This is a genomic window from Nonomuraea coxensis DSM 45129 (assembly GCF_019397265.1).
GTDB lineage: Bacteria > Actinomycetota > Actinomycetes > Streptosporangiales > Streptosporangiaceae > Nonomuraea > Nonomuraea coxensis.
On record NZ_CP068985.1, the window covers coordinates 7,221,151 to 7,242,368 of the forward strand.

21 protein-coding genes are annotated in these 21,218 nt (G+C 72.3%); 8 read left to right on the top strand and 13 right to left on the bottom strand.

Annotation, left to right across the window (positions count from 1 at the left end; all coding sequences use genetic code 11):
* The first annotated feature begins 52 nt into the window (after positions 1-52).
* Positions 53-1,075: a cobalamin biosynthesis protein gene (locus Nocox_RS33765; protein WP_246649643.1), complete on the top strand. Its 1,023-nt coding sequence runs from the start codon at positions 53-55 to the stop codon at positions 1,073-1,075.
* Between the two features lie 214 nt (positions 1,076-1,289).
* Here the strand turns inward: Nocox_RS33765 and Nocox_RS33770 are convergent, their stop codons facing one another.
* The 4 genes from Nocox_RS33770 to Nocox_RS33785 all read right to left on the bottom strand — a co-directional run bounded on the left by Nocox_RS33770 (position 1,290) and on the right by Nocox_RS33785 (position 4,042).
* Positions 1,290-1,523 carry a hypothetical protein gene (locus Nocox_RS33770; RefSeq protein ID WP_020541238.1) on the bottom strand — a complete coding sequence of 78 codons (234 nt, stop codon included), beginning with the start codon at positions 1,521-1,523 and terminating at the stop codon, positions 1,290-1,292.
* A gap of 83 nt (positions 1,524-1,606) precedes the next feature.
* Positions 1,607-2,410 (bottom strand): exodeoxyribonuclease III, encoded by an 804-nt coding sequence (locus tag Nocox_RS33775; RefSeq protein ID WP_020541239.1) that lies wholly within the window; start codon positions 2,408-2,410, stop codon positions 1,607-1,609.
* A gap of 28 nt (positions 2,411-2,438) precedes the next feature.
* On the bottom strand, positions 2,439-3,404 hold the full coding sequence (locus Nocox_RS33780) for an inositol-3-phosphate synthase (protein WP_157382833.1): 966 nt from the start codon (positions 3,402-3,404) through the stop codon (positions 2,439-2,441).
* A 17-nt stretch (positions 3,405-3,421) separates the two neighbouring features.
* The gene (locus Nocox_RS33785; RefSeq protein ID WP_020541241.1) at positions 3,422-4,042 is read right to left on the bottom strand and encodes a hypothetical protein; all 621 of its coding nucleotides are present in this window, start codon (positions 4,040-4,042) and stop codon (positions 3,422-3,424) included.
* An 18-nt stretch (positions 4,043-4,060) separates the two neighbouring features.
* On the opposite strand from Nocox_RS33785, the gene Nocox_RS33790 reads away from it, so the two are divergent.
* On the top strand, positions 4,061-4,240 hold the full coding sequence (locus tag Nocox_RS33790) for a hypothetical protein (protein ID WP_020541242.1): 180 nt from the start codon (positions 4,061-4,063) through the stop codon (positions 4,238-4,240).
* Here Nocox_RS33790 and Nocox_RS33795 read toward each other — a convergent pair.
* Complete coding sequence (locus tag Nocox_RS33795; protein ID WP_020541243.1) at positions 4,216-5,775, bottom strand: ABC transporter substrate-binding protein; 1,560 nt, start codon at positions 5,773-5,775, stop codon at positions 4,216-4,218. The genes Nocox_RS33790 and Nocox_RS33795 overlap by 25 nt on opposite strands.
* 173 nt (positions 5,776-5,948) lie before the next feature.
* Between Nocox_RS33795 and Nocox_RS33800 the strand changes: the two genes are divergently transcribed.
* Together Nocox_RS33800 and Nocox_RS33805 are read left to right on the top strand one after the other, a co-directional pair.
* On the top strand, positions 5,949-7,829 hold the full coding sequence (locus Nocox_RS33800; RefSeq protein ID WP_157382834.1) for a sensor histidine kinase: 1,881 nt from the start codon (positions 5,949-5,951) through the stop codon (positions 7,827-7,829).
* Complete coding sequence (locus Nocox_RS33805; protein ID WP_020541245.1) at positions 7,822-8,178, top strand: DUF742 domain-containing protein; 357 nt, start codon at positions 7,822-7,824, stop codon at positions 8,176-8,178. The genes Nocox_RS33800 and Nocox_RS33805 overlap by 8 nt, the downstream gene beginning before the upstream one ends.
* Positions 8,179-8,241: 63 nt before the next feature.
* Here the strand turns inward: Nocox_RS33805 and Nocox_RS33810 are convergent, their stop codons facing one another.
* The 8 genes from Nocox_RS33810 to Nocox_RS33845 all read right to left on the bottom strand — a co-directional run bounded on the left by Nocox_RS33810 (position 8,242) and on the right by Nocox_RS33845 (position 16,742).
* A complete protein-coding gene (locus Nocox_RS33810) occupies positions 8,242-8,700 on the bottom strand; it encodes a hypothetical protein (protein WP_157382835.1) in 459 nt (152 codons plus the stop codon).
* Between the two features lie 345 nt (positions 8,701-9,045).
* Positions 9,046-9,918, bottom strand: a complete 873-nt coding sequence (locus Nocox_RS33815; protein WP_020541248.1) for an ABC transporter ATP-binding protein — start codon at positions 9,916-9,918, stop codon at positions 9,046-9,048.
* Positions 9,915-10,652, bottom strand: a complete 738-nt coding sequence (locus tag Nocox_RS33820) for an ATP-binding cassette domain-containing protein (protein ID WP_020541249.1) — start codon at positions 10,650-10,652, stop codon at positions 9,915-9,917. Before Nocox_RS33820 ends, Nocox_RS33815 begins: the two co-directional genes overlap by 4 nt.
* On the bottom strand, positions 10,649-11,491 hold the full coding sequence (locus tag Nocox_RS33825; RefSeq protein WP_020541250.1) for an ABC transporter permease: 843 nt from the start codon (positions 11,489-11,491) through the stop codon (positions 10,649-10,651). Before Nocox_RS33825 ends, Nocox_RS33820 begins: the two co-directional genes overlap by 4 nt.
* Positions 11,488-12,504, bottom strand: coding sequence for an ABC transporter permease (locus Nocox_RS33830; protein ID WP_020541251.1), 1,017 nt, complete (start codon positions 12,502-12,504; stop codon positions 11,488-11,490). The genes Nocox_RS33825 and Nocox_RS33830 overlap by 4 nt, the downstream gene beginning before the upstream one ends.
* A 3-nt stretch (positions 12,505-12,507) precedes the next feature.
* Positions 12,508-14,130, bottom strand: coding sequence for an ABC transporter substrate-binding protein (locus tag Nocox_RS33835; protein ID WP_020541252.1), 1,623 nt, complete (start codon positions 14,128-14,130; stop codon positions 12,508-12,510).
* 22 nt (positions 14,131-14,152) lie between these two features.
* Positions 14,153-15,691, bottom strand: a complete 1,539-nt coding sequence (locus Nocox_RS33840) for a hydantoinase/oxoprolinase N-terminal domain-containing protein (RefSeq protein WP_020541253.1) — start codon at positions 15,689-15,691, stop codon at positions 14,153-14,155.
* Positions 15,684-16,742: an S-methyl thiohydantoin desulfurase family protein gene (locus Nocox_RS33845; protein ID WP_020541254.1), complete on the bottom strand. Its 1,059-nt coding sequence runs from the start codon at positions 16,740-16,742 to the stop codon at positions 15,684-15,686. The genes Nocox_RS33840 and Nocox_RS33845 overlap by 8 nt, the downstream gene beginning before the upstream one ends.
* 115 nt (positions 16,743-16,857) lie before the next feature.
* On the opposite strand from Nocox_RS33845, the gene Nocox_RS33850 reads away from it, so the two are divergent.
* Genes Nocox_RS33850 through Nocox_RS33865 form a run of 4 tightly spaced genes read left to right on the top strand, consistent with a single transcriptional unit; the run spans position 16,858 to position 21,154 of the window.
* Positions 16,858-17,292 (top strand): RpiB/LacA/LacB family sugar-phosphate isomerase, encoded by a 435-nt coding sequence (locus tag Nocox_RS33850; protein ID WP_026213934.1) that lies wholly within the window; start codon positions 16,858-16,860, stop codon positions 17,290-17,292.
* The gene (locus Nocox_RS33855) at positions 17,289-17,534 is read left to right on the top strand and encodes a hypothetical protein (RefSeq protein WP_020541256.1); all 246 of its coding nucleotides are present in this window, start codon (positions 17,289-17,291) and stop codon (positions 17,532-17,534) included. The genes Nocox_RS33850 and Nocox_RS33855 overlap by 4 nt, the downstream gene beginning before the upstream one ends.
* Positions 17,535-17,593: 59 nt before the next feature.
* On the top strand, positions 17,594-18,757 hold the full coding sequence (locus tag Nocox_RS33860) for an amidohydrolase (RefSeq protein WP_020541257.1): 1,164 nt from the start codon (positions 17,594-17,596) through the stop codon (positions 18,755-18,757).
* 27 nt (positions 18,758-18,784) lie between these two features.
* Positions 18,785-21,154 carry a Tex family protein gene (locus tag Nocox_RS33865; protein ID WP_020541258.1) on the top strand — a complete coding sequence of 790 codons (2,370 nt, stop codon included), beginning with the start codon at positions 18,785-18,787 and terminating at the stop codon, positions 21,152-21,154.
* Positions 21,155-21,218: the final 64 nt, after the last annotated feature.

A 21,218-nucleotide genomic window follows, 5' to 3' on the forward strand; every position in this document is an offset into this window, starting at 1 on the left:
TGATGGTGAACGCAAAGCGCGTGAGCTGGGGGTGGGGCTTGCGGCTGGGGTGATGCTGGACCGGGTTCTGGGGGATCCGCGGAGTGCGGGGCATCCGGTGGCGGTGTTCGGGCGGGTGGCCGGGCGGGTGGAGCGGGTGCTCTATCGGGACTCCAGGGCGGCTGGGGTCGTTCATGTGGCCTTTTGTGTCGGGGGTGCGGTGGCGCTCGGCGTGGCGGTGGAGCGGGCCGGCCGGGGCGCGGGCCGGGGGTGGGGCTCGTCCTTGGTGCGGGTCGGGGGTGTGGCGGCGGCCGTGTGGGCGGTCCTCGGGGGGACGACGCTGGCGCGGGAGGGCCTTTACATGGCCGAGGCGCTGGAGGACGGGGATCTGGAGCGGGCCAGGAAGCGGCTGCCTCACCTGTGCGGGCGGGACCCGTCGGGGCTGGGGGCGGAGGAGCTGGCGCGGGCGACGGTCGAGTCGCTGGCGGAGAACACCTCCGACGCCGTCGTGGCGCCGCTGTTCTGGGGGGCGGTGGCGGGGGTTCCGGGGCTGCTGGGGTACCGGGCGGTCAACACGCTGGACGCGATGGTCGGGCACAAGTCGGCGCGGTACCTGCGGTTCGGGTGGGCGGCGGCGCGGCTGGACGACGTGGCCAACTATGTTCCCGCGCGGCTGACCGCGCTGCTGACGGTGCTGGCCGGGCCGGACCGGCGGGGGGCGTGGGCGGCGGTGCGGCGTGACGGGCATCGGCATCCCAGTCCGAACGCCGGGCGGTGCGAGGCGGCGTTCGCGGGGGCGCTCGGGGTGACGCTGGGGGGTACGAACGTGTACGGGAGCAGGGTCGAGCACCGGCCGACCATGGGGGACGGGCCGCGGCCTGGTGTCGCGGACATCCGGCGGGCGGTGCGGTTGACGCGGGTGGTGAGTACGGGGGCCGCGGTCGGGGCCACCCTCGGAGCGACGCTCGGAGCGACGGTCGGAGCGACGGTCAGGGCGAGGGTCGGGGCTACCGTCGGGGCCACGCTCGGGACGGCGGTCAGGGCGGCGGTTCTCTCGGGCTGGGGTCGGCGGCTGCGGCGCCGCTCGCTTCGGTGACTCTGAGCGAGGTGAGCGGCCGGCCGAGAGGTGAGCGGTCGGCGGAAAAGTCAGCGGTCGGTGGAGCGGTGATCGGTCGGCGGCCGGCCGAAAAGTGAGCGGTTGGCGGAGCGGTGAGCGGCCGGCCGAGAGGTGAGCGTCCCCGTGCCGGGAGGTGGGCGGTCGGCGGTCGGGCGGAGGGGATTCGCCGGCCGGCCGCGCACCCCCCGCCCGCTCACATCACGCGGTTGAGGTTGAACACCAGCCACACGATGAAGGCCGAGACCACCGTGATCCCGATCATCGCCTTCGCGGCCTGGTGGGCGGTGACCTTTCTGGCGGTGACCTGTTTGGCGCTCTGCTTCCAGACCTGACGCATGGTGATCATGTTCTGGTAGCGACGGCCCAGGGCGAAAAGGGCCACCCCGAGGAGGATGAACAGAATGACGCGACCGTCGGATGTTCCCATGGAGATCCCCCTGTGACCTCGGTGAACGTGCGGCCCCCGAACCAGGTGAGAACACAGAATACTCGGACAATCGCGATTTGTAATCACGATTTCTGGTCGAGATCCACCACGATCGGCGCGTGATCGGAAGGGCCTTTCCCTTTGCGCGCCTCGCGGTCCACGTACGCGGACCTGACCCGCCCGCTCACGTCCCCGCTCGCGTACACGAGGTCGATCCGCATCCCCTTGTTCTGGTGGAACATCCCCGCCCGGTAGTCCCAGTACGTGTACGGATGAGGCCCTTTCATCGGCGTCGGCACCACGTCGTGCAGCCCGAGGTCGCGCAAAGCGGCGAGCGCGTCGCGTTCGGCGGGGGTGACGTGCGTGGCGCCCACGAACAGGGCGGGGTCCCACACGTCGGCGTCGGTCGGGGCCACGTTGTAGTCGCCGCAGGCCACGAGCGGCCCGGACGGCAGCTCGGCGGCGAGGGCGTCGCGCAGGGCGGCGAACCACTCCAGTTTGTACGCGTAGTGGGGCGAGCCGACGGCCCGGCCGTTGGGCGCGTACAGGGACCATACGCGCAGGCCGCCGCAGGTGGCGCCGATGGCGCGGGCCTCGGGGCGGGCGGCGCCGACGCCGGCGAGCTCGCCGAAGCCGGGCTCGCCGGGGAAGCTCGGCGTCACCTCCTCCAGGCCGATCCTGGAGAGGATCGCGACGCCGTTCCAGCGGCCGTCGCCGTGGGCCGCGACGGCGTAGCCCAGCTCGCCCGCCTCGGCGGCGGGGAACGCCTCGGCCGGGCACTTGGTCTCCTGGAGGCAGAGGACGTCCGGCTCGGTGGCGGCCAGCCAGTCGAGGAGCCGGGGCAGCCGGGCGTTGACGGAGTTGACGTTCCAGGTCGCGAGACGCATCCTCCTAGCCTGCCACCGGGACGGGCGCTCACACGGCTTTCATCAACGTGGCGGACGGCTCGCGGAGCAGACCGCCGACGCCCTGGTCGAGCGCGGCCTTGGCGTGCCGGACGGCGTCGAGCGCGTTGCCCGCCGCGCTCGGCGAGTCCTCGACGACCATGCGCAGCTCGACCTCCACCGGCGAGCCGCCGAAGCCTTCGCCGTCGAGCCGGATGTAGGCGACCTTGCGGTCCTCCAGGAAGGGCACGTACTGGGCTCCGACGTGCAGTGACGCGGCTCCCGCGCCGGCGGACTTGGTGGCCCGCTTGCTCGCCAGGCGGTCGCCGTCGGTGAGGTTGACGAAGTCCATGTTGCCGCCGCCGAGGAGCTGGTGCCCGCCGGACAGGTGTACGCCGTTGCTGGTGAGCGCGTCCACCAGGGCCCGGTGCAGGAGCGTCGCGCCGAACGAGCTCTTCAGGTCGTCGCCGATGAGCGGCAGCCCGGCCGCGGCGAAGCGGGCGCGCCACTCGGGCGAGCGGGCGAGCACGGCGGGCATGCAGTTGACGAACGCGCACCCGGCCTCGATCGCGGCCTGCGCGTACAGTTCGGTGGCGCGCTGCGCGCCCGTGGGCAGGAAGTTGAGCACGACGTGGGTGCCGGTCGCGGCGAGGTGGGCGGCGACCTGCCCGGCGGTGGCGGCGCCGCGCGGCTCGACGAGGGCGGCCGAGCCGGGGCCGACGCCGTCGGCGAGCACGCCGTCCACGACCGGCACCCCGAGGTGCGGCACGTCGGCGAACCTGCGGGCGTTGTTGGGCGGCGCCCAGACGGCCTCGGACAGGTCGCGGCCGAGCTTGGCGGGGTTGACGTCGAAGGCGGCGGTGAAGCGCACCTGGGAGACGGCGTAGCCGGCGCACACGGGGTTGGGCAGGCCGGGGGCGTCTCCGTCGCGGTAGTGCTCGACGCCCTGCACGAACGAGGACGCGCAGTTGCCCACGCCCACGAGGGCGACGTTCACGGTTGACACGTTGCAGCTCACGTCCGTTCGACGCCGATGGTGATCTCGTTCCCGAGGCGGCGGCCGGTCAGCAGCTCCAGGTCGTCGCCACTCCAGAAACGGCCCGGATCGTACCAGTTGGGGCGGCGTCCGGCGGGCAGCAGGCCCATCGCCTCGTACGTGACCGCCACGACCTCCGCGCAGTAGGCGCTCTCCAGCGCCATCCCCTCGCGGGCCCGCCACGGGACGCGGCCGCGGAACCAGCGGCCGGCCAGCCGGGCCGTGGAGGGGAACGGCGTGCCGTCCAGCCGGGCGACCGTGCGCAGGGCGGCGTCCTCCATCTCCGGCGTGACCTCGGGTTCGAGCTGGCGCAGCCAGGGACGCTGGCCGTATCTGCCCACCCACGTGGTGACCGCGGCGCGCAGGTCGTGCAGCTGCACGCCGCGATGGTGCGCGCCGGCCCACAGGTCGGGCAGCGACCGGCCGAGCTCGGCGTGCCACATCATGGGTGGGAGGTCATCGATCACGATGGCCATGCCCACGTGGTTGACCGGGCTGTTGGTCACCGTCTGGATGGCGCGGTCGGGCACCGAGCGACCACGGAAGATCCACAGGTCGCCGGTGCGCGTCACCTTGACGGCCTCGTCGAGTGTCAGCACATGGCTAGCCTAGGCACTATGCGCAAGCGGCGGTGGTGGAAGGTGCTCGGGCTGGCCGGGATCATGGGCGTGGCGGCGACCGGGGTGGTGGTCGCCCGCGCCGAGCGGCGGCGGCGCGCTTACACGCCCGAGGAGATCAGGGCCCGGCTCAAGGAGCGGGTCGAGGGCCGGGATCAGGCCGAGGGCCTCAGGTCGTAGACGAAGACGACGTCGGAGTACGCCGGGTTGTCCACGTAGCCCTGGATGCTGCCGAGGTAGGCCCGCTGGTAGTTGGTCACCCACGGCAGCGCCACGGCCGCCCGCTGGTCCAGCACGCGGCGGGTGGCCTGCTCGTACGCCCGCTGGGCCGCGGGCCGGTCGGTCACGGTCAGCTCGGCCACGGTGTCGAGCAGCGCGTCCAGTTCGGCGTCCTTGAGGTAGGCCAGGTTGAACACCGGCGGCTCGCCGCTGTGGAAGACGTTGCCGAAGTAGGAGTAGCCGTCGGCGTAGTCGGGCCACCAGTACATGACGAAGATGTCCTGGCCGCGCCGCTTGCCCAGCTCCCACTGGTCGTTCCAGGGCATGGCGCGGGCCTGGACGGTGACGTTGAGCGGCTTCAGCGTGGCTTCCAGGTGGGTGGCGAGCAGCGCCCAGTCCCTGTCGCCCTCCCCGTACGTCAGCCGCAGCCGCAGCGGCCGGCCGCCGGGCCCGTAGCCGGCCAGGCGCAGCAGCCGTTCGGCGGCGGCGAGGTCCTGCTCGGGCTCCCGGTTGGGCACGTGGCCCATCAGCCCTTCGGGGATGACGCCGCTGGTGGGCGAGCCGGCGCCGTTGAGGTCCTCGATGAGGCCGCGGTAGTCGATGGCCTTCTGGACGGCGCGGCGCACCCGTACGTCCTTCAGCGGCCCGTCCGCGGTGTTGAACAGCAGCATCGCGGTCTGGAACGACGGCCGTTCGGAGGTGCGCACGCCGGGCGTGGCCGACGCCTTGGAGAACAGGCGGGGGTTGAGCCGCTCGACGAAGTCGACCTCGCCGCGCAGGAGGAGCTGCCAGGCGCGGTCGGCGTCGGGCACGACCCGGTACTTCACGACGTTGTAGTGGGGTTTGTCCCACCCGCCCCAGTACTGGTCGTACGCCTTGAGCGTGAGCTCCTCCTCGCGGTCCTTCTGCCAGCGCGCCACCGTGTACGGCCCGGTGCCGGCGTCCCTGCCCTGGCGGAACCAGGCGGTGAGGTCGGCGGCGGCCTTGGTGTCGTAGATGTAGGCGGCGTACCCGGCGGAGGCGACCAGGTCCAGCGGCACCGGGTACTTCAGCGTGAACGTCACCGTGGACGGCCCCTCGGCCCGGATCGAGGAGACGGCGTCCCAGATGTAGGAGGCGCCGGTCTTGGTGGCCATCGTGCGCTCGATGGACGCCTTGACCGCCTCGGCGTCGAGCGGGCGGCCGGTGTGGAAGGTCACGCCGGTGCGCAGGTTGAACGTCCAGGTGCGGCCGTCGGCCGAGGCGCGCCAGGAGGTGGCGAGGCGCGGGGTGGACTTCTTCGTCACGGGGTTCCAGAAGGTGAGCGTCTCGTAGACGTTCTGGAAGGCGACGAGTTCGTTGGAATAGGACTTTCCCGGGTCCCATTCGGTGATGACGTCCAGATTCTTCACGTGGACGAACGCCGCCTCGCCCGCGGGGGCGCGGGCCGGCTCGGCAGGCGAGGAGCAGGCCGCGAGGAGCGCCAGCGCGGCGGCCGCGGCGAGACGACGGCGCAACGCATCTCCCTCTGTCAGCGACGTACTCGGGAAACCTACTCCAAGATCATGATGACCGGCGACACGTGCCCAAAAGTCCCGAAAAATTGGGCAATTGAGTGATCGCGTTGCTATTCTCAGGGCCTGTCCCGTCCAGGGTTGCCGACAGGGGACCAGGACCGGAGTGAGGTGCCATGGGTCGTAGCCGAACGATCCGGATGAAGATCATCGGACTACTGCTGGTGCCACTGGCCTCCATGGTGGTGTTGTGGGGAGTCATCACCGCCGTCACGGCGACCGAGAGTTTGGAGCTGCGCCAATACAAAACGGTCTGGACGAACCTGCGCCTTCCCGCGTACAAACTGATCAGCGAGATTCAGCGTGAGCGTCTGGTCTCGGCCAAGCTCCTGCGTCGCACGGCCGGCCCGGCCGCCGTGGCCGCACAGCGCAACCGCACCGACGCGGCAAGGAACACGTTCCGGCAGCTCTCCAGCACAACCAAGAACCGATCGGAAGAGATCCGCACACAGGTGAACGCGGTGGACACGCAGCTCGACAGGCTCGACGCGATCCGGGGAGAGATCGACGCGGGCCTGTCCGACCGTATGCACACCGTGGAGTCGTACAACGCGATCATCGACACGATCTTCAGCCTGCACCGGCACGTCGCCCTCATCGACGACATCCCCATCTACGAGCAGTCGCGCGTGATCATCGACCTCGGCTTCGCCAAGGAGCTGCTGACCAGGGAGCAGGCCATCGCCCTCGGGCCGGTCACCGAGACCGAGCGGAGGCTGTTCACCCAGATCGTCGGCAACCGGCGCTTCCTCGTCGACCAGTCGCTGAGCGAGCTCGACCGGCCGCTGCGCGACGCCGACGTCTCCCTCATCTCCTCCCCCGCCTACCAGCGGATGCGGATCATGGAGGACCAGATCATCGCTGGCCGCGTGCCCAAGAGCTGGCTCGGCACGACCGAGGCGCTGGCGAAGGCGTTCCAGGAGTCGCTCATACGGGCCAGCGACACGCTGAACGCCCGCGCCGAGCCGGTCGCCGACGAAGTGCTGCGGCGGGCGTTCATGCTGGCCGGCCTCTGCCTGGCGCTGGTGGTCGTGTCGATCTGGTTCTCGCTGCGGATGGGCAACCGGCTGTCGAAGGAGCTGGGCGCGCTCCGGCTGGCCGCGCTGGAGGTGGCCCAGGAGCGGCTGCCCCAGGTGGTGGCCAAGCTGAGCAAGGGCGAGACGGTCGAGCTGCCCGAGCTGTCGGTGCCCAGCACCACCACCGAGATCGACGACGTCGGCCAGGCGTTCTCCACCGTCCAGCAGACCGCCGTCGAGGCCGCGGTCGGCCAGGCGCAACTCAGGGAGGGCGTCCGGCACGTCTTCCGCAACCTGGCCCGGCGCAGCCAGGCGCTCCTGCACCGCCAGCGCATCCAGCTCCAGGAGATGCAGCACCGGGCGACCGAGCCCGACGCCCTGGAGGACCTGTTCAAGCTCGACCACCTCACCACCCGCATGCGCCGCCACGCGGAGGGCCTGATCATCCTGTCCGGCGCCACCCCGGGCCGCGGCTGGAGCAGGCCGGTGCCGCTGCTCGACGTGGCCCGCGGCGCGGCGGCCGAGGTGGAGGACTACCAGCGGGTCACCGTCGAGCCGATGCCGGCCGAGCGGCTGGCCGGGCCGGTGGTCGGCGACGTGATCCACCTGGTCGCCGAGCTCATCGAGAACGCGACCGTCTACTCACCCGACAACACGCCGGTCATCGTGCGCGGGGAGAAGGCCGCCCGCGGCTTCGCCTTCGAGGTCGAGGACCGCGGGTTCGGGATGAGCCCCGAGGAGCTGGCCGAGTACAACGAGCGGCTGGCCAGCCCGCCCGAGTTCGATCTGGCCGACAGCGACCGGCTCGGCCTGTTCGTCGTCTCGCGCCTGGCCGCCAGGCATGACATCCGCGTGACGTTGCGCGGTTCACCATATGGAGGGACCACCGCGATCGTGTTGATCCCGGAAGAGCACGTGGCAGAGCCCGAGGCTCCCGCCGAGGAGCCCAAGCGCCCCATGCGGGTGGTGCGCGGTGAGTGACGAGCGCTGGCTGGACGAGGACGCCGGTCCGATCGTCCCCGCCTACCTGCTGACCCGGGGCCGTACGGTCCCCGCGAGCGAGGCCATCGACCTCATCGCGGTGATCATCACCGCCGGCGGCCTCACCGCGCCCGTGGGCCTCGGCCCCGAGCACCTGATCATCCTGCAGAAGTGCACCAAGCCCACCCGCCTCGTGGACGTGGCCGCCGAGCTCGGCCTGCCCATCGGCGTGGTCCGCGTGCTCGTCGGCGACCTGTACGCGCAGGAGCTCGTCCAGGTAGAGCACCCGCCCCCCGCGCCGGACGCGAAGGTCCTGCTGGAGGTCATCAGCGGCCTCAAGGCCCTCTGAGGACACGCGACAGGACGGCCCCGCCTCCCGCGAGGAGGACGGGGCCCCGTGGATGTCACACGGTCAGGCGTCAGCGGCCTCGACCCGGCGGATGGAGGGCTTCGCGTCCAGCGTCGGCTCATAGCGAGGGAACCCCCCCGTGTTGCATTCGGCCGCGTGGAGTGCGCACCGCACGTTCGCCAGGAACAGTTTGATCGCGTCGTCTTGCGTGGACGCTTCTATGCCCATCAGGAAGCTGATCCGCCGCGCCGCGAGGTTGACCGTGAGGTCGGGCTCCACGATGCCTACGTCCAGGGCCTGCAGGTTGAGCAGCTCATCGAAGACTCGGTCAGTGAACACGTCGAAGGCGTCTTCGCTGTCGGCGGGATCGTCGCTGGAGAATTTCGCGTCCATGCGCAGGTAATGGATCATCAACCGCTCCTTCACCAGCAGGTCACCCGGATCAACTGGCCCAGTAGGTTTTTCAGGCAGTTCGGGTCGGACGGTGTGCTCGGCATCGTCTTCTTGCACTTCTGCGGACACGGGCAGTACATCTTGTAGTGCCCATTCCCTCCCAGGGTGACCCGCCACCCCTTCCGTTCGGCCTCTTTGAGGACCAACTCGAACTCTTTAATCTTGTGTCGTGGCCTGACCACTTTGTCCCACCTGTCGACAACGCGAGTGTACGTATCGGCCCGCTCCCCTGATAGATCGCCCCCATCAGTAGGGTGACACCGCAAGTAACGGAGAGTAGCGGATACGGCCGACAGACTGACAAAGGTGCTGGCAGCGGGTGTAGGTCCCTCGCTCGCGGAGTGGACGACGTGCTTAAGAGAGTGAAGATCCTTATACCTGGCCTTGGCCTGACGCGCACAGCTCGCGCAGGGATCACCCGAGGACGTCCGCCGCGCGGTGACAGGCGGCCCGGCGGCCGTCCGCGACCTCGCGGAGCTCCGGCGCGCGCTCGCACTCCGCCACGGCGAGCGGGCAGCGCAGCCGGTACGGGCAGCCGGTCGCCGCCGGTACGGCCTCCGTCCGGCCGCTCGCCTCCGGCGGCGGGCCGCCGAGCCGGGGCACCGCGTCGCGCAGGGCCCGCGTGTACGGGTGCGCCGGCCGGGCCAGCAGCTCCGCCGTCGGCCCCGACTCGACCACCCGGCCGGCGAACAGCACGTACGAGGTCCGGCAGAGCCGCTCCACGACCGCGAGGTTGTGGGTGATGAGCAGCCGCTCGGCGTCCAGCCCGGCGAGCAGGTCGAGGATCCTCGCCTGGACCGTCACGTCGAGCGCGCTGGTCGGCTCGTCGAGGACGAGCAGGCGGGGGCCGACCGCCAGGGCGCGGGCGATCACCACCCGCTGCCGCTGGCCGCCGGAGAGCTGGTGGGGCCGGCGGCCGGCGAGCTCCGGGTCGAGGCCGACCTGTTCCAGCAGCTCGCCCACGCGGTGCCGGTCGCGGCGCGGCAGCCCCTCGGCGACGGACGCGCCGATCCGCATGCGGGGGTCGAGCGCCTCGGCCTGGAAGACGGGCTGGACGTCCTTCCTGAACCTGCGCGGGTCGGCCTCGCGCAGCCGCCGCCCGTCGTACCAGATGTCGCCGGAGATCGGCCTGAGCAGGCCGAGGAACGCCCGCGCCAGCGTGGTCTTGCCCGACCCGCTCTCCCCGATCAGGCCGACGCCGCCCTCGGTGAGGTCGAGGCTGACGTCGTGCACCACGGGACGCCTGCCGTACCCGAGGGTGACGCGCTCGGCCCTCAGCATGGTCATGGCAGCGCCTCCAGCAGCTCGCGCGTGTACGGATGGGCCGGCGCGGCCAGCACCGCCGCCGCCGGTCCCGACTCGACCACCGCGCCGTCCTTCATCACCAGCACCCGGTCGGCGATCGTGGACACCAGGGCGAGGTCGTGCGAGACGAGCAGGAGCCCGAGACCCCGTTCGGCCCGCAGCCTGCGCAGCACGGCGACCACCTCGGCCTGCACGGTCACGTCGAGCGCGCTCGTCGGCTCGTCGGCGAGGACGACCTCCGCGCCGAGCGCGATGGCGAGCGCGATGGCGAAGCGCTGGGCCTGCCCGCCCGAGATCTCGTGCGGGTGGCGGCGCAGCAGCCCGGGATCGAGCAGCACGGCCCGCATGGCCTCGGCCATGGCCGCGTCCGTCGCCTCCCGGCCGTGCAGCCGCAGCGCGCGGCGCATGAGGACGCCCAGCCTGGTCGCTGGGGCGAGCGCGGCCTGCGGCGACTGGATGACCAGCGCCGCCCGCGCGCCGCGGATCTCGCGCAGCCGGCGCGGCGAGGCGGTCAGCACGTCCACGCCGCAGACGGTGACCCGGCCGCTCACCTCGGCGTCGGGGAGGAGGCCGAGCAGCGCGAGCAGCGTCGTGGACTTGCCCGACCCGCTCTCCCCCACGATCGCCACGCACTCGCCCGCGCCGACGTCCAGCTCGGGGACGTCGGCGACGACGCGCCCGCCGTAGCTCACCCTGAGCTCGCGCACCTCGATCACTTCACAACCCTCCGCGGGTCGAGCGCGTTGCGCAGCCCCTCGCCGAGCACGTTGAACGCGAACGCCGTCACCAGGATCGCCAGCCCGGGGAAGGTCACCATCCACCAGCTCGTGGTGAAGTACGTCTGCCCCTGCTGCACCATGAGCCCCCATTCCGCGGTCGGCTCCTGCGCGCCCAGCCCCAGGTACGACAGCGCCGCCGAGGTCAGGATCACCCCGCCCGCGTCCAGCGACATCTGCACCAGGACGGGGGTGAGCGCGTTCGGCAGCACGTGCCGCAGCACGATCAGCGGCGCGGGCACGCCGAGGCAGCGGGCGGCGTCCACGTAGCCGCGGGTGGCGATCGAGGCGGCCGTCGAGGCGGCCAGGCGGGCGTACCAGGGCCACCAGGTCACGGCGATGGCCAGCACGACCGTGTTCACGCTGGGCGGCAGCACGACCGCGAGGGCCAGCGAGAGCAGCAGCGCGGGGAAGGCCAGGAACACGTCCGTGATCCGCATGATCACGTCGCGGGCCCAGCCGCCCGCGTAGCCGGCGACCATGCCGAGCGTCACGCCGACCGTGGCCGAGACCGCGAGCACGGCGACGGCGATGAACAGCGAGGTGCGGGCGCCGTACAGGATCTGGCTGAGCACGTCGCGCCCGGCGTTGTCGGTGCCGAACCAGTGCGCGCCGCTCGGCGGCAGCTGCGACTCCAGCGGGCGCGGGTCGGCGTCGTACGGCGCCAGCCAGGGCGCGAGGACGGCGGCCAGCACGAGGAGCACGACGACGGCCGCGCCGAGCGCGGCGAAGCGGTCGGGGATCCGGGGCAGCCTCCGGCGTGCGAGTACCTGGGTCATCGGGCCCTCACCCGGGGGTCCACGACGCCCTGGAGCAGGTCCACGACCAGGTTGGCCAGCGTGTAGACGAGCGCGACCAGCAGCGTCACGCCCGCGATGGCCGGGGTGTCGCGCGCCTTGATCGACTCGGCGGCGTAGCGGCCCAGGCCCGGCCAGTTGAAGACCGCCTCGACCAGGAAGCCGTTGACGATCGAGTACGCGAACACCAGCGCCACGATCGACAGCACCGGTGCGAGCGACGGCCGCAGCGCGAACCTGGTCAGCACGGCCGTCTCGCCGAACCCGAGCGCCCGCTCCATCCGCGCGTGGTCCTGGCCGGCCTCCTCCATGAGCGCCGCCCGGGTCATCTGGGCGATCACGCCGGCGGGATAGGCGGCGACGACGAGCGCGGGCAGCGCCAGGTGCTGAAGGGTGCTGGTGAGAATCGGCCAGTTGCCGGTGATGAGGGCGTCGACGGCCGTGATGTTGGTCCAGAGGGTGAGCGGGCTCGTGGTGTCGAGCGAGGAGTCGTACTCGCCGGCGATCGGGAACCAGCCCAGGTGGCTCGCGAAGACCAGTTGCAGGGTGAGCGCCAGCCAGAAGACCGGCACGGACACCGCGAGCATGCTGGTGAAGCGCACGCCCAGGTCGGGCAGCCGCCGGTTGTGCCGGGCGGCGAGCACGCCGGCCGGGACGCCGACGGCGATCGCCAGCGCCAGCGCCGCGCCGACCAGCTCCAGCGAGGCGGGGAAGGCGAGGTAGAGGTCGTCGCGGACCGGCTGGCGGGTGCGCAGGCTGGTGCCCCAGTCGCCGGCGAGCAGGTCGCGCACGTACGCGACGAGCTGTGCCGGCAGGGGGTCGTCCAGCCCGAACCGCTCGCGGACCTCGGCGAGCTGCTCGGGCGTCGCCTTCGGCCCCGCGTAGGCGACCGCGGGGTCGCCGGGCACGAGCCGCGTGACGGTGAAGGTGAGCACGACCACGCCGGCCACGACCAGGAGGGCCTGGCCGAGCCGGCGGGCCAGATGGCGTGCCATGGGTCAGGCTGCGCGCTTCAGGTCGTGGAAGAAGACCACGTTGGGATAGGCGGGGTTGTCCACGTATCCCTCGACCTCCGCCGAGAGCGCCCGCTGGTAGGTCTGCACGTACGGCACCGCGACCGCCGCCCGCTCCTCGATGATCCTCCGCTGCAGGTCCTGGTAGGTCTCGTCGGCGCGCACCTGGTTGGTGGCCGTCAGCTCGGGCAGCGCGTCGATGCCCTTGTCGATCTCCGCGTCCTTCAGGTACGACAGGTTGAACTGCGGCTCGTCGCTGCTCCTGAACACGTTGAGGAACCAGGAGTAGGCGTCCGGGTAGTCCGGATACCAGTACATGACGAAGATGTCCTGGCCGCGCTTCTTGCCGAGGTCCCACTGCGCGTTCCAGGTCATGGGCCGGGCCTGCAGCGTGACGTTGAGCTTCTTCAGCGTCGCGCTGAGCAGCGTGACCAGGAGCTTCTGGTCGTCGTCGCCCTGGGCGTAGGTGAGGCTCAGCTTGAGCTCGGGGTTGTCGGGGCCGTAGCCGGCCTCCTCCAGGAGCTGCCCGGCCTTGGCCAGGTCCTGCTTGGGCTGCATGCCGGGGACGTGGCCGAGCAGGCCCTCCGGCACCAGGCCGCTGGCCTTCTGCCCGGAGCCCTTGAGCGCGGCCACCAGGCCGTCGTAGTCGATGGCCGCCTGCAGCGCTTTGCGCACCCGCTCGTCCTTGGCCGGGCCCGAGGTGGTGTTGAACAGCACGAGCAGGTTCTGGAACGACGGCGACTGCGAGGTGCGTACGTTGTCCGTCGCGCCGGCCTGCTGGAAGAGCTGCGGGTTGAGCCGCTGGACGAAGTTGACCTCGCCCTTCTGCAGGAGCTGCCAGGCGGTGGTGATCTCCGGGGTGACGCGGAAGGCGACCTTCTTGTACTGCTCGGGCTTCCAGCCGCCCCAGTAGCCCTCGTACGCCTTCAGCGTGAGCTCGGTCTCCTTGCCCTTCTGCCAGGTGTCGATCGTGTACGGGCCGGTGCCGCCGTCCTTCTTGCCGTCGGGGTCCACGGCGTCGACGTCGTAGATGTGGGCGGCGTAGCCGGAGGAGGCGATGAGGTCGAGCGGGGCCGGGTACTTGAGGGTGAACTTGAGCGTCTTGTCGTCGAGGGCGTCGATCTTGTCCACGGCGTCCCAGATGTAGGCCGCGCCGCCCTTCTTGTCGATCGTCCGCTCGATGGCCTTCTTCGCGGCCTCGGCCGTCAGCGGGGCGCCCGAGTGGAAGGTGACGCCGGGGCGGAGCTCGAACGTCCACTCCTTGCCGCCGGCCCCCGAGGTCCACTTCACCGCGAGGCGCGGCTCGGCCTTCTGGGTCTGCGCGTCGTAGCGGGTCAGGCCCTCGTAGATGTTCGACAGCGCGACGATCTCGTTGGAGTAGGACGTCGCCGGGTCCCAGTCGGTGACGACGTCGAGGTTGGGGACGTAGACGAACGTGCTGTCGTTCGCCGCGCCGTCGGACGAGGCACTCTGGCTCTGGCCGGTGCCGCTCTGCTGGGGCGCGGGTGTGCCGCCGGCGCCGCGCACCTGACCGCCCGCGCACGCGGACGCGGTCAGGGCGAGGACACCGGTCACACCGGCGACGAGCAGACGCTTGTGCCAGCGCATGTGGGGGGATCCTTCCGTTCTGTCACCGGGTGAGGGGTCCGGCTGCTTTGACGTGTACCCGCACGGCGGGCTCGGAGAGGTAGCTCAGCGGCACCTCCAGGAGATCGACGATCTCCACGAGGGAAGGGTCCGCCCCGGCCGCCACGGCTCGGGCCGCCGCCTCCTCCTTGGCTCTTTCGATGGCCTTTGACCGGCTATCTCCCGCAGGCAAGATCGTATCCACTCTGCCGCTCGCCAGCGCGATCGCGGCACCCACGGCGTTGGCCACCTCGCCGTGCTCCGGGCGGATCACCTCGCCCGCGCCGGGCACCCTGGCCGGCAGCACGAACGCGCCGCCCCCCACCGCGACCAGCGGCCGGTCGGCCCGGCCCAGCGCCATGCGGTCCACGGCGTCGGCGACCAGCTCGTCCGCCGCGACCACCGCCCTTTGCAGCATGTCGGCGATTGCTTCCGAGGTGTCAACCCGCCAACCGGGGGCGTCCGGCGGGCGGCGGCCGGCCGCCACGGCGGCGTCCGTCATGGTCGGGGTCGCCCCGCCGAGGACCAGGGCCTCCTCCGCGATGCGGTAGCCCACCGAGTCGGGGCCGAGGCCGCGCTCCCGTACGACCGTGCCGCCGCCGAGCGCGATGGCCAGGATGTCCGGCATGCGGAAGTTGGTGAGCACGCCGCCGATCTCGACCGCCGCCGCCGACTCCCGGGGGAAGCCGCCGGCCAGCACGCCGAGGTCCGTGGAGGTGCCGCCGACGTCCACGACGATCGCGTCCGCCACGCCCGACAGGTACGCCGCCCCGCGCAGCGAGTTCGCCGGGCCTGAGCCGATCGTGGAGACCGGCAGGCGGGCGGCGTGCTCCAGCGTCATGAGCGTGCCGTCGTTCTGCGCCAGGTAGGGGCGGGCGCCGAGGCCGCGTTCTGCCAGCGCGGCGACCAGCGCGCCGGTCACGTCGGCGGCGACCCCGTACAGGGCGGCGTTCAGCACGGTCGCGTTCTCGCGTTCGAGCAGGCCGAGCGAGCCGATCTCGTGACTGAGCGAGACCGGCAGGCCGTACTCGTCCCTGACCAGCTCCCCCACCAGCCGCTCGTGCTCGCCGCTCGCCGGGCTGAACACGCCGGTGACCGCCACCGCCTCCGCCCCGGCCGCGTCGAGGAAGCGGCGTACGGCGTCGAGGTCCGGGCGGGCGAGCTCGCGCCCGTCCACGTAGTGGCCGCCGGGCAGCACCGCCTCGCCCGCCGAGACGGCCTTGCGCAGGTCGTCCGGCCAGCCGGTCAGCGGCGGCACGCCGGTCGTGGCGGGCGCGCCGAGCCGCAGCACCGCGACCCGGCCGAGGTTGCGCCGCTCCAGGATGGCGTTGGTGGCGTGCGTGGTGCCGAGCATGACGCGGGCGATCCGCTCCCTGGCCTCCCCCAGGTGGGCGAGCACCGCGTCGAGGGCCGCCCGCAGGCCCTCCGTCACGTCCGGGGTGGTCGGGCGCTTGGCCTTGGCGACCACCCGGCCGGCGGCGTCGAGCACCACCGCGTCGGTGTTGGTGCCGCCGACGTCGATCCCCACGCGCAGGTCAGACATGGGCGGTCAGCTCCTCCACCGGGACGTACTCCAGGTCGTAGCCGAAGGCGCGCGGCCCGGCCGTCTCCAGCCCCTTGGGGGTGCGCCAGAGGGGGTCGCACGGCCAGGCGAGCACCGTCACGCGCTGGCCGTAGCGCAGGCCCTCGGTCTGGATCGCGGCGGCGGTCTCGGTGTCCACGACCGTGATCAGGTCCGGCACCATCGCGAGCGGCCGGCCGTCCTCGATCGCGACCAGGTTCTCGTTCTGCAGCTCCAGCGTGAGCGTGCGGCCCCGGTCCTCGCCGGTGCCCTCGACCGTGGCCGTGCCGCGGACGAACCCGCCCGTGGTGCGCCGCTCCACGTCGGTCAGCTTGCCGGTGACCAGGCGGGCCGCGCCGAGCCGGCCCTGGAGCGCGCCCAGCGGGTCGGGGACGCCCTCGGTGGCCCTGCCGACCTCCAGCGCGTACGTGACCGTGCCCTCGATCACCGCGCCCCGCGCGCCCGCGGCGGTGAGCACGTAGTCGGCCATCAGCGCCGACGAGCCCGCCGCCACGCACACCGCCCGCGCCAGGCGCTCGGACCACAGGCCGTCCACCGGGCGGATGGTGACCACGTTGCCCTGGACGTCGGACATGATCACCAGGTCGGCCGGGAGGCCGGCGACGTACATGGAGACCATCTGGACCTCGGGGAAGGCCCTGCCCATGCCGTCCGCGTCGAGCAGCGGCAGGCCGAGCTGGGCGGCCCAGGCGACCGGGATGACGCCGTTCGAACCGCCGATCTCGGAGGACATGACGGCGCTCGGCGGGCAGCCGAAGATCCGTTCGACCTCCTCGGCGACGCGCCGGGGCTCGTCCTCGCTGTGGATCATCTCGTGGCTGACGGTCGGCGCGCCGATGCCGGACAGCGGCACCACCAGGGCGTCGTCCGGCAGATCGGCCAGGCTGACCAGGGGGACGGGGCCGTACTCGCGGATGGCCCGGACCGCGGCCAGCGACCCGGTGCGGACGTCTCCCCCGCCACCGGTGCCGAGAACGGCGCAGCCCCGGGCGAGAGCCGGGATATCACTCACATCAATCCTCATTTGGCGACACAACCAACCACATTCGCCGCTGTTTCCGCCAGTCCGGCAGGTGCCGGCGATTCCGCCCGGCCGTACTCTGTGGAGGCGACGGACGGAGGCGTGGATGCGGATTTCTGTGGCGGCCGACAGCAAGGACGGCGTGGCCGAGCGGGTGGTGACCGAGCTGCGGAGGCGCGGCCACGAGGTCGTCACGCACGGCGCGCTCCACGACGGCGAGCGCGACGACTGGGCGTGGGCCTGCGAGCTGGCCGCCCGCGACGTCGCAGAGGGCCGCGCCGAACAGGCGGTCGTGTGCTGCTGGACCGGCACCGGCGCCTCGATCGCCGCGAACAAGGTCCCCGGCGTGCGCGCCGCCCTCTGCGTCGACGCCTACACCGCCGGCGGGGCCCGCAAGTGGAACGACGCCAACGTGCTCGCCCTGAGCCTGCGCCTGACCTCCGAGGTGGTGCTCGGCGAGATCCTGGACGCCTGGCTCGCCGGACGGCCCAGCGACGACCCCGCCGACCTGGCCAACATCTCCCACCTGGAGCAGAAGTGAGCGCGGACCACGAGATGCCGCCCGGCGCGCACTGCACCCACTGCGGCGGGTACGACCTGGAGCCGGGCTTCGTCACGGACTCGGGCGAGCGCACCAAGGGCTTCGCCCGCTGGGTCGGGGGCGCGCTCGAACGCGGCCTCTTCGGCGGCGCCCGCCTGCTGGGCCGCCCCAAGTGGCAGATCGACGCCTACCGCTGCCGTACCTGCCACCACCTGGAGCTCTTCGCCGAACACCCCGCCTGACCCCCGGATGTCACCGCGGCGGCCGGGAAAACGTCACCGGCGGCGTCTAGGGTGCTGGCATGAGCGACGTGCTCCTCCGCGGCGGGCTCCCCTGGGGGCTGGGGTCGCCCGCCGACCTCCTCGTCCGCGACGGCCTGATCCACGAGGTCGGCCCCGGCCTCGACGCGCCGGGCGCCCAGGTGGCCGACATCACCGGGCAGTTCGTGCTGCCCGGCCTGGTCGAGGCGCACTGCCATCTCGACAAGACCCTCTACGGCGGCCCGTGGGTGCCCCACTCCGCCGACGACACCCTCGCCGGCCGCATCGGCAACGACCTCGGCCGCCGGGCCGAGGTCGGCGTGCCCGACGCCGGGCGCATCACGGCGCTGCTGGAGCGCATGAGCGCGGCCGGCACCACCCACGTGCGCACGCACACCGACATCGATCCGCGGGTGGGGCTGCGCGGCGTGGAGGCCGTGCGCGAGGCAGCCGCCCGCGTGCCGGTCGAGGTGCGCCAGGTCGCCTTCCCGCAGCACGGCGTGCTGACCAACCCCGGCACGGCCGAGCTTCTTGAGGAGGCGCTCAAGAGCGGCGTGGAGGCGGTCGGCGGGCTCGACCCGGCGGGGATCGACCGCGATCCGGTGCGCCACCTCGACGTGATCTTCGGCCTGGCCGAGCGCTACGGCGCCCACGTCGACATCCACCTGCACGACGGCGGCACGCTCGGCGGCTGGGAGCTGGAGCTGATCATCGAGCGCACCAGGGCGCTCGGGCTGGGCGGGCGGGTGGCGGTCAGCCACGCCTACGCGCTGGGCCAGCTCGACGAGGCCGCCCAGGACCGGCTGGCGCAGGGGCTGGCCGAGGCGGGGGTGGCGCTGGTCACCGCGGCCGTCTACAGCTTCCCCGTGCCGCCGGTCAAGAAGCTGCGGGCGGCCGGCGTCACGCTCGCCTGCGGCCACGACGGCATCCGCGACCTGTGGGGGCCGTACGGCAGCGGCGACATGCTGGAGCGGGCCATGCACCTCGCCTACCGCAGCACCTTCCGTAGGGACGAGGACATCGAGCTGGCGTTGGAGGCGGCCACCACGGGCGGCGCCCGCCTGCTCGGGCTGCAGGGTTACGGGCTGGCGCCGGGCGACCGGGCCGACCTCGTGGTGCTGCCGTGCGGCGGCGCGGCGGAGGCCGTCGTCGTTCACCCTGCGCGCACTCTGGTCATGAAAGACGGCGTAGTCCTGCACAATTGACCGGCGGGACCATCGAAAGGCAGGCAAGTGCTCTCTATTCACCAGCGGATCGCCGCGGAGCTCGGCGTACGCGACGGCCAGGTGCAGGCGGCCGTCGAGCTGCTCGACGGCGGCGCGACCGTGCCGTTCATCGCGCGATACCGCAAGGAGGTCACCGGCGCGCTCGACGACGCGCAACTGCGCACGCTGGAGGAGCGGCTGCGCTACCTGCGCGAGCTGGAGGAGCGCCGCACCGCGATCCTGGAGTCCATCGAGTCCCAGGGCAAGCTCGACGACGCGCTGCGCGAGCAGATCATGGCGGCCGAGACCAAGGCCCGGCTGGAGGACATCTACCTGCCCTACAAGCCCAAGCGGCGCACCAAGGCGCAGATCGCCCGCGAGCTGGGGCTGGAGCCGCTGGCCGACCGGCTGCTCGGCGACCCGACCCTCGACCCGGCCGCCGAGGCCGCGGGCTTCGTCACCGAGGGCGTGGCCGACGCGGGCGCCGCCCTGGAGGGCGCGCGGGCCATCCTCATCGAGCGCTTCGCCGAGGACGCCGACCTGATCGGCGGCCTGCGCGAGCAGCTGTGGACGCGCGGGCGGCTGGTGTCCAAGGTGCGCGAGGGCAAGGAGGAGGCGGGGGCCAAGTTCTCCGACTACTTCGAGTTCGGCGAGCCGTTCACCAAGCTGCCCTCCCACCGCATCCTCGCGATGTTCCGCGGCGAGAAGGAAGAGATCCTCAGCGTCACGCTGGAGCCCGACGACAGCCCCGACTACGAGCTGCGCGTCGCCTCCCGGTTCGGCATCTCCGACCAGGGCAGGCCCGCCGACAAGTGGCTCACCGAGACCGTGCGCTGGGCCTGGCGCACCCGCATCCTCGTCCACCTCGGCATCGACCTGCGGATGCGGCTCTGGCAGGCGGCCGAGGACGAGGCGGTGCGGGTGTTCGCCGCCAACCTGCGCGACCTGCTGCTCGCCGCGCCGGCCGGCACCCGTACGACGATGGGCCTCGACCCCGGCCTGCGCACCGGCGTGAAGGTCGCCGTGGTCGACGCCACCGGCAAGGTCGTCGACACCGCCACCATCTACCCCCACGAGCCCAAGCGGCAGTGGGACCAGTCGCTCGCCGTGCTCGGCGCGCTCGCGCAGCGGCACGGGGTCGAGCTCATCGCCATCGGCAACGGCACCGCCTCCCGCGAGACCGACAAGCTGGCCGGCGAGCTGTGCAAGCACATGCCGGGGCTGACCAAGATCGTCGTGTCGGAGGCGGGGGCGTCCGTCTACTCCGCCTCCGCGTACGCCTCCCAGGAGCTGCCCGAGCTCGACGTGTCGCTGCGCGGCGCGGTCTCCATCGCCCGCCGCCTCCAGGACCCGCTGGCCGAGCTGGTCAAGATCGACCCCAAGTCGATCGGCGTCGGCCAGTACCAGCACGACCTGGCCGAGACCAAGCTGTCGCGTTCGCTCGACGCCGTCGTCGAGGACTGCGTCAACGCGGTCGGCGTCGACGTCAACACCGCCTCGGCGCCGCTGCTCACCCGCGTGTCGGGCATCGGCGCCACGCTCGCCGAGAGCATCGTCAGGCACCGCGACGCCAACGGCCCGTTCCGCGCCCGCACCGCGCTCAAGGAGGTGCCGCGGCTCGGCCCCAAGGCGTTCGAGCAGTGCGCGGGCTTCCTGCGCATCCGAGGCGGCGACGACCCGCTCGACGTGTCGAGCGTGCACCCCGAGTCCTACCCGGTGGTCCGCCGCATCCTCGGCTCGGTCAAGACCGACCTCAAGTCGCTCATCGGCAACACCGCCGCCCTGCGCTCCCTGCGGCCGGAGGACTTCACCGACGACACCTTCGGCCTGCCGACGGTCACCGACATCCTGCGCGAGCTGGAGAAGCCGGGCCGCGACCCGCGGCCCGCCTTCAGGACCGCCACGTTCAAGGAGGGCGTCGAGAAGATCTCGGACCTGTCGTCCGGGATGATCCTGGAGGGCGTGGTCACCAACGTGGCCGCCTTCGGCGCCTTCGTCGACGTCGGCGTCCACCAGGACGGCCTGGTGCACGTGTCGGCCATGTCCCGCACGTTCGTCAAGGACCCGCGTGACGTGGTCAAGCCGGGTGACATCGTCCGGGTGAAGGTGCTCGACGTCGACATCCCGCGCAAGCGCATCTCGCTGACCCTCCGCCTGGAGGACGACACCACCGCCCAGCCCGACGGCCCCCGCCGCCCCAACGGCGCCCGAGGGGGCGGCGCCCGCAGTGAGAGCGGGCGCGGCGACGGCGGGCGTGGTGAAGGCGGGCGCGGTGACGGCGGTCGAGGGCAGGGCGGCCAGCGTGGCGGAGGCCAGCGCCGCCAGAGCCCCGCGCCGACGGGCGCCATGGCCGAAGCCCTCCGCAAGGCGGGCCTCACCGGCGGCGACCAGCGCTAGAAGCCCCACTGCCCGAAGACCCGCCACCAGAAGACGCACACCGCAGGGCGGCCACCTCGACGAC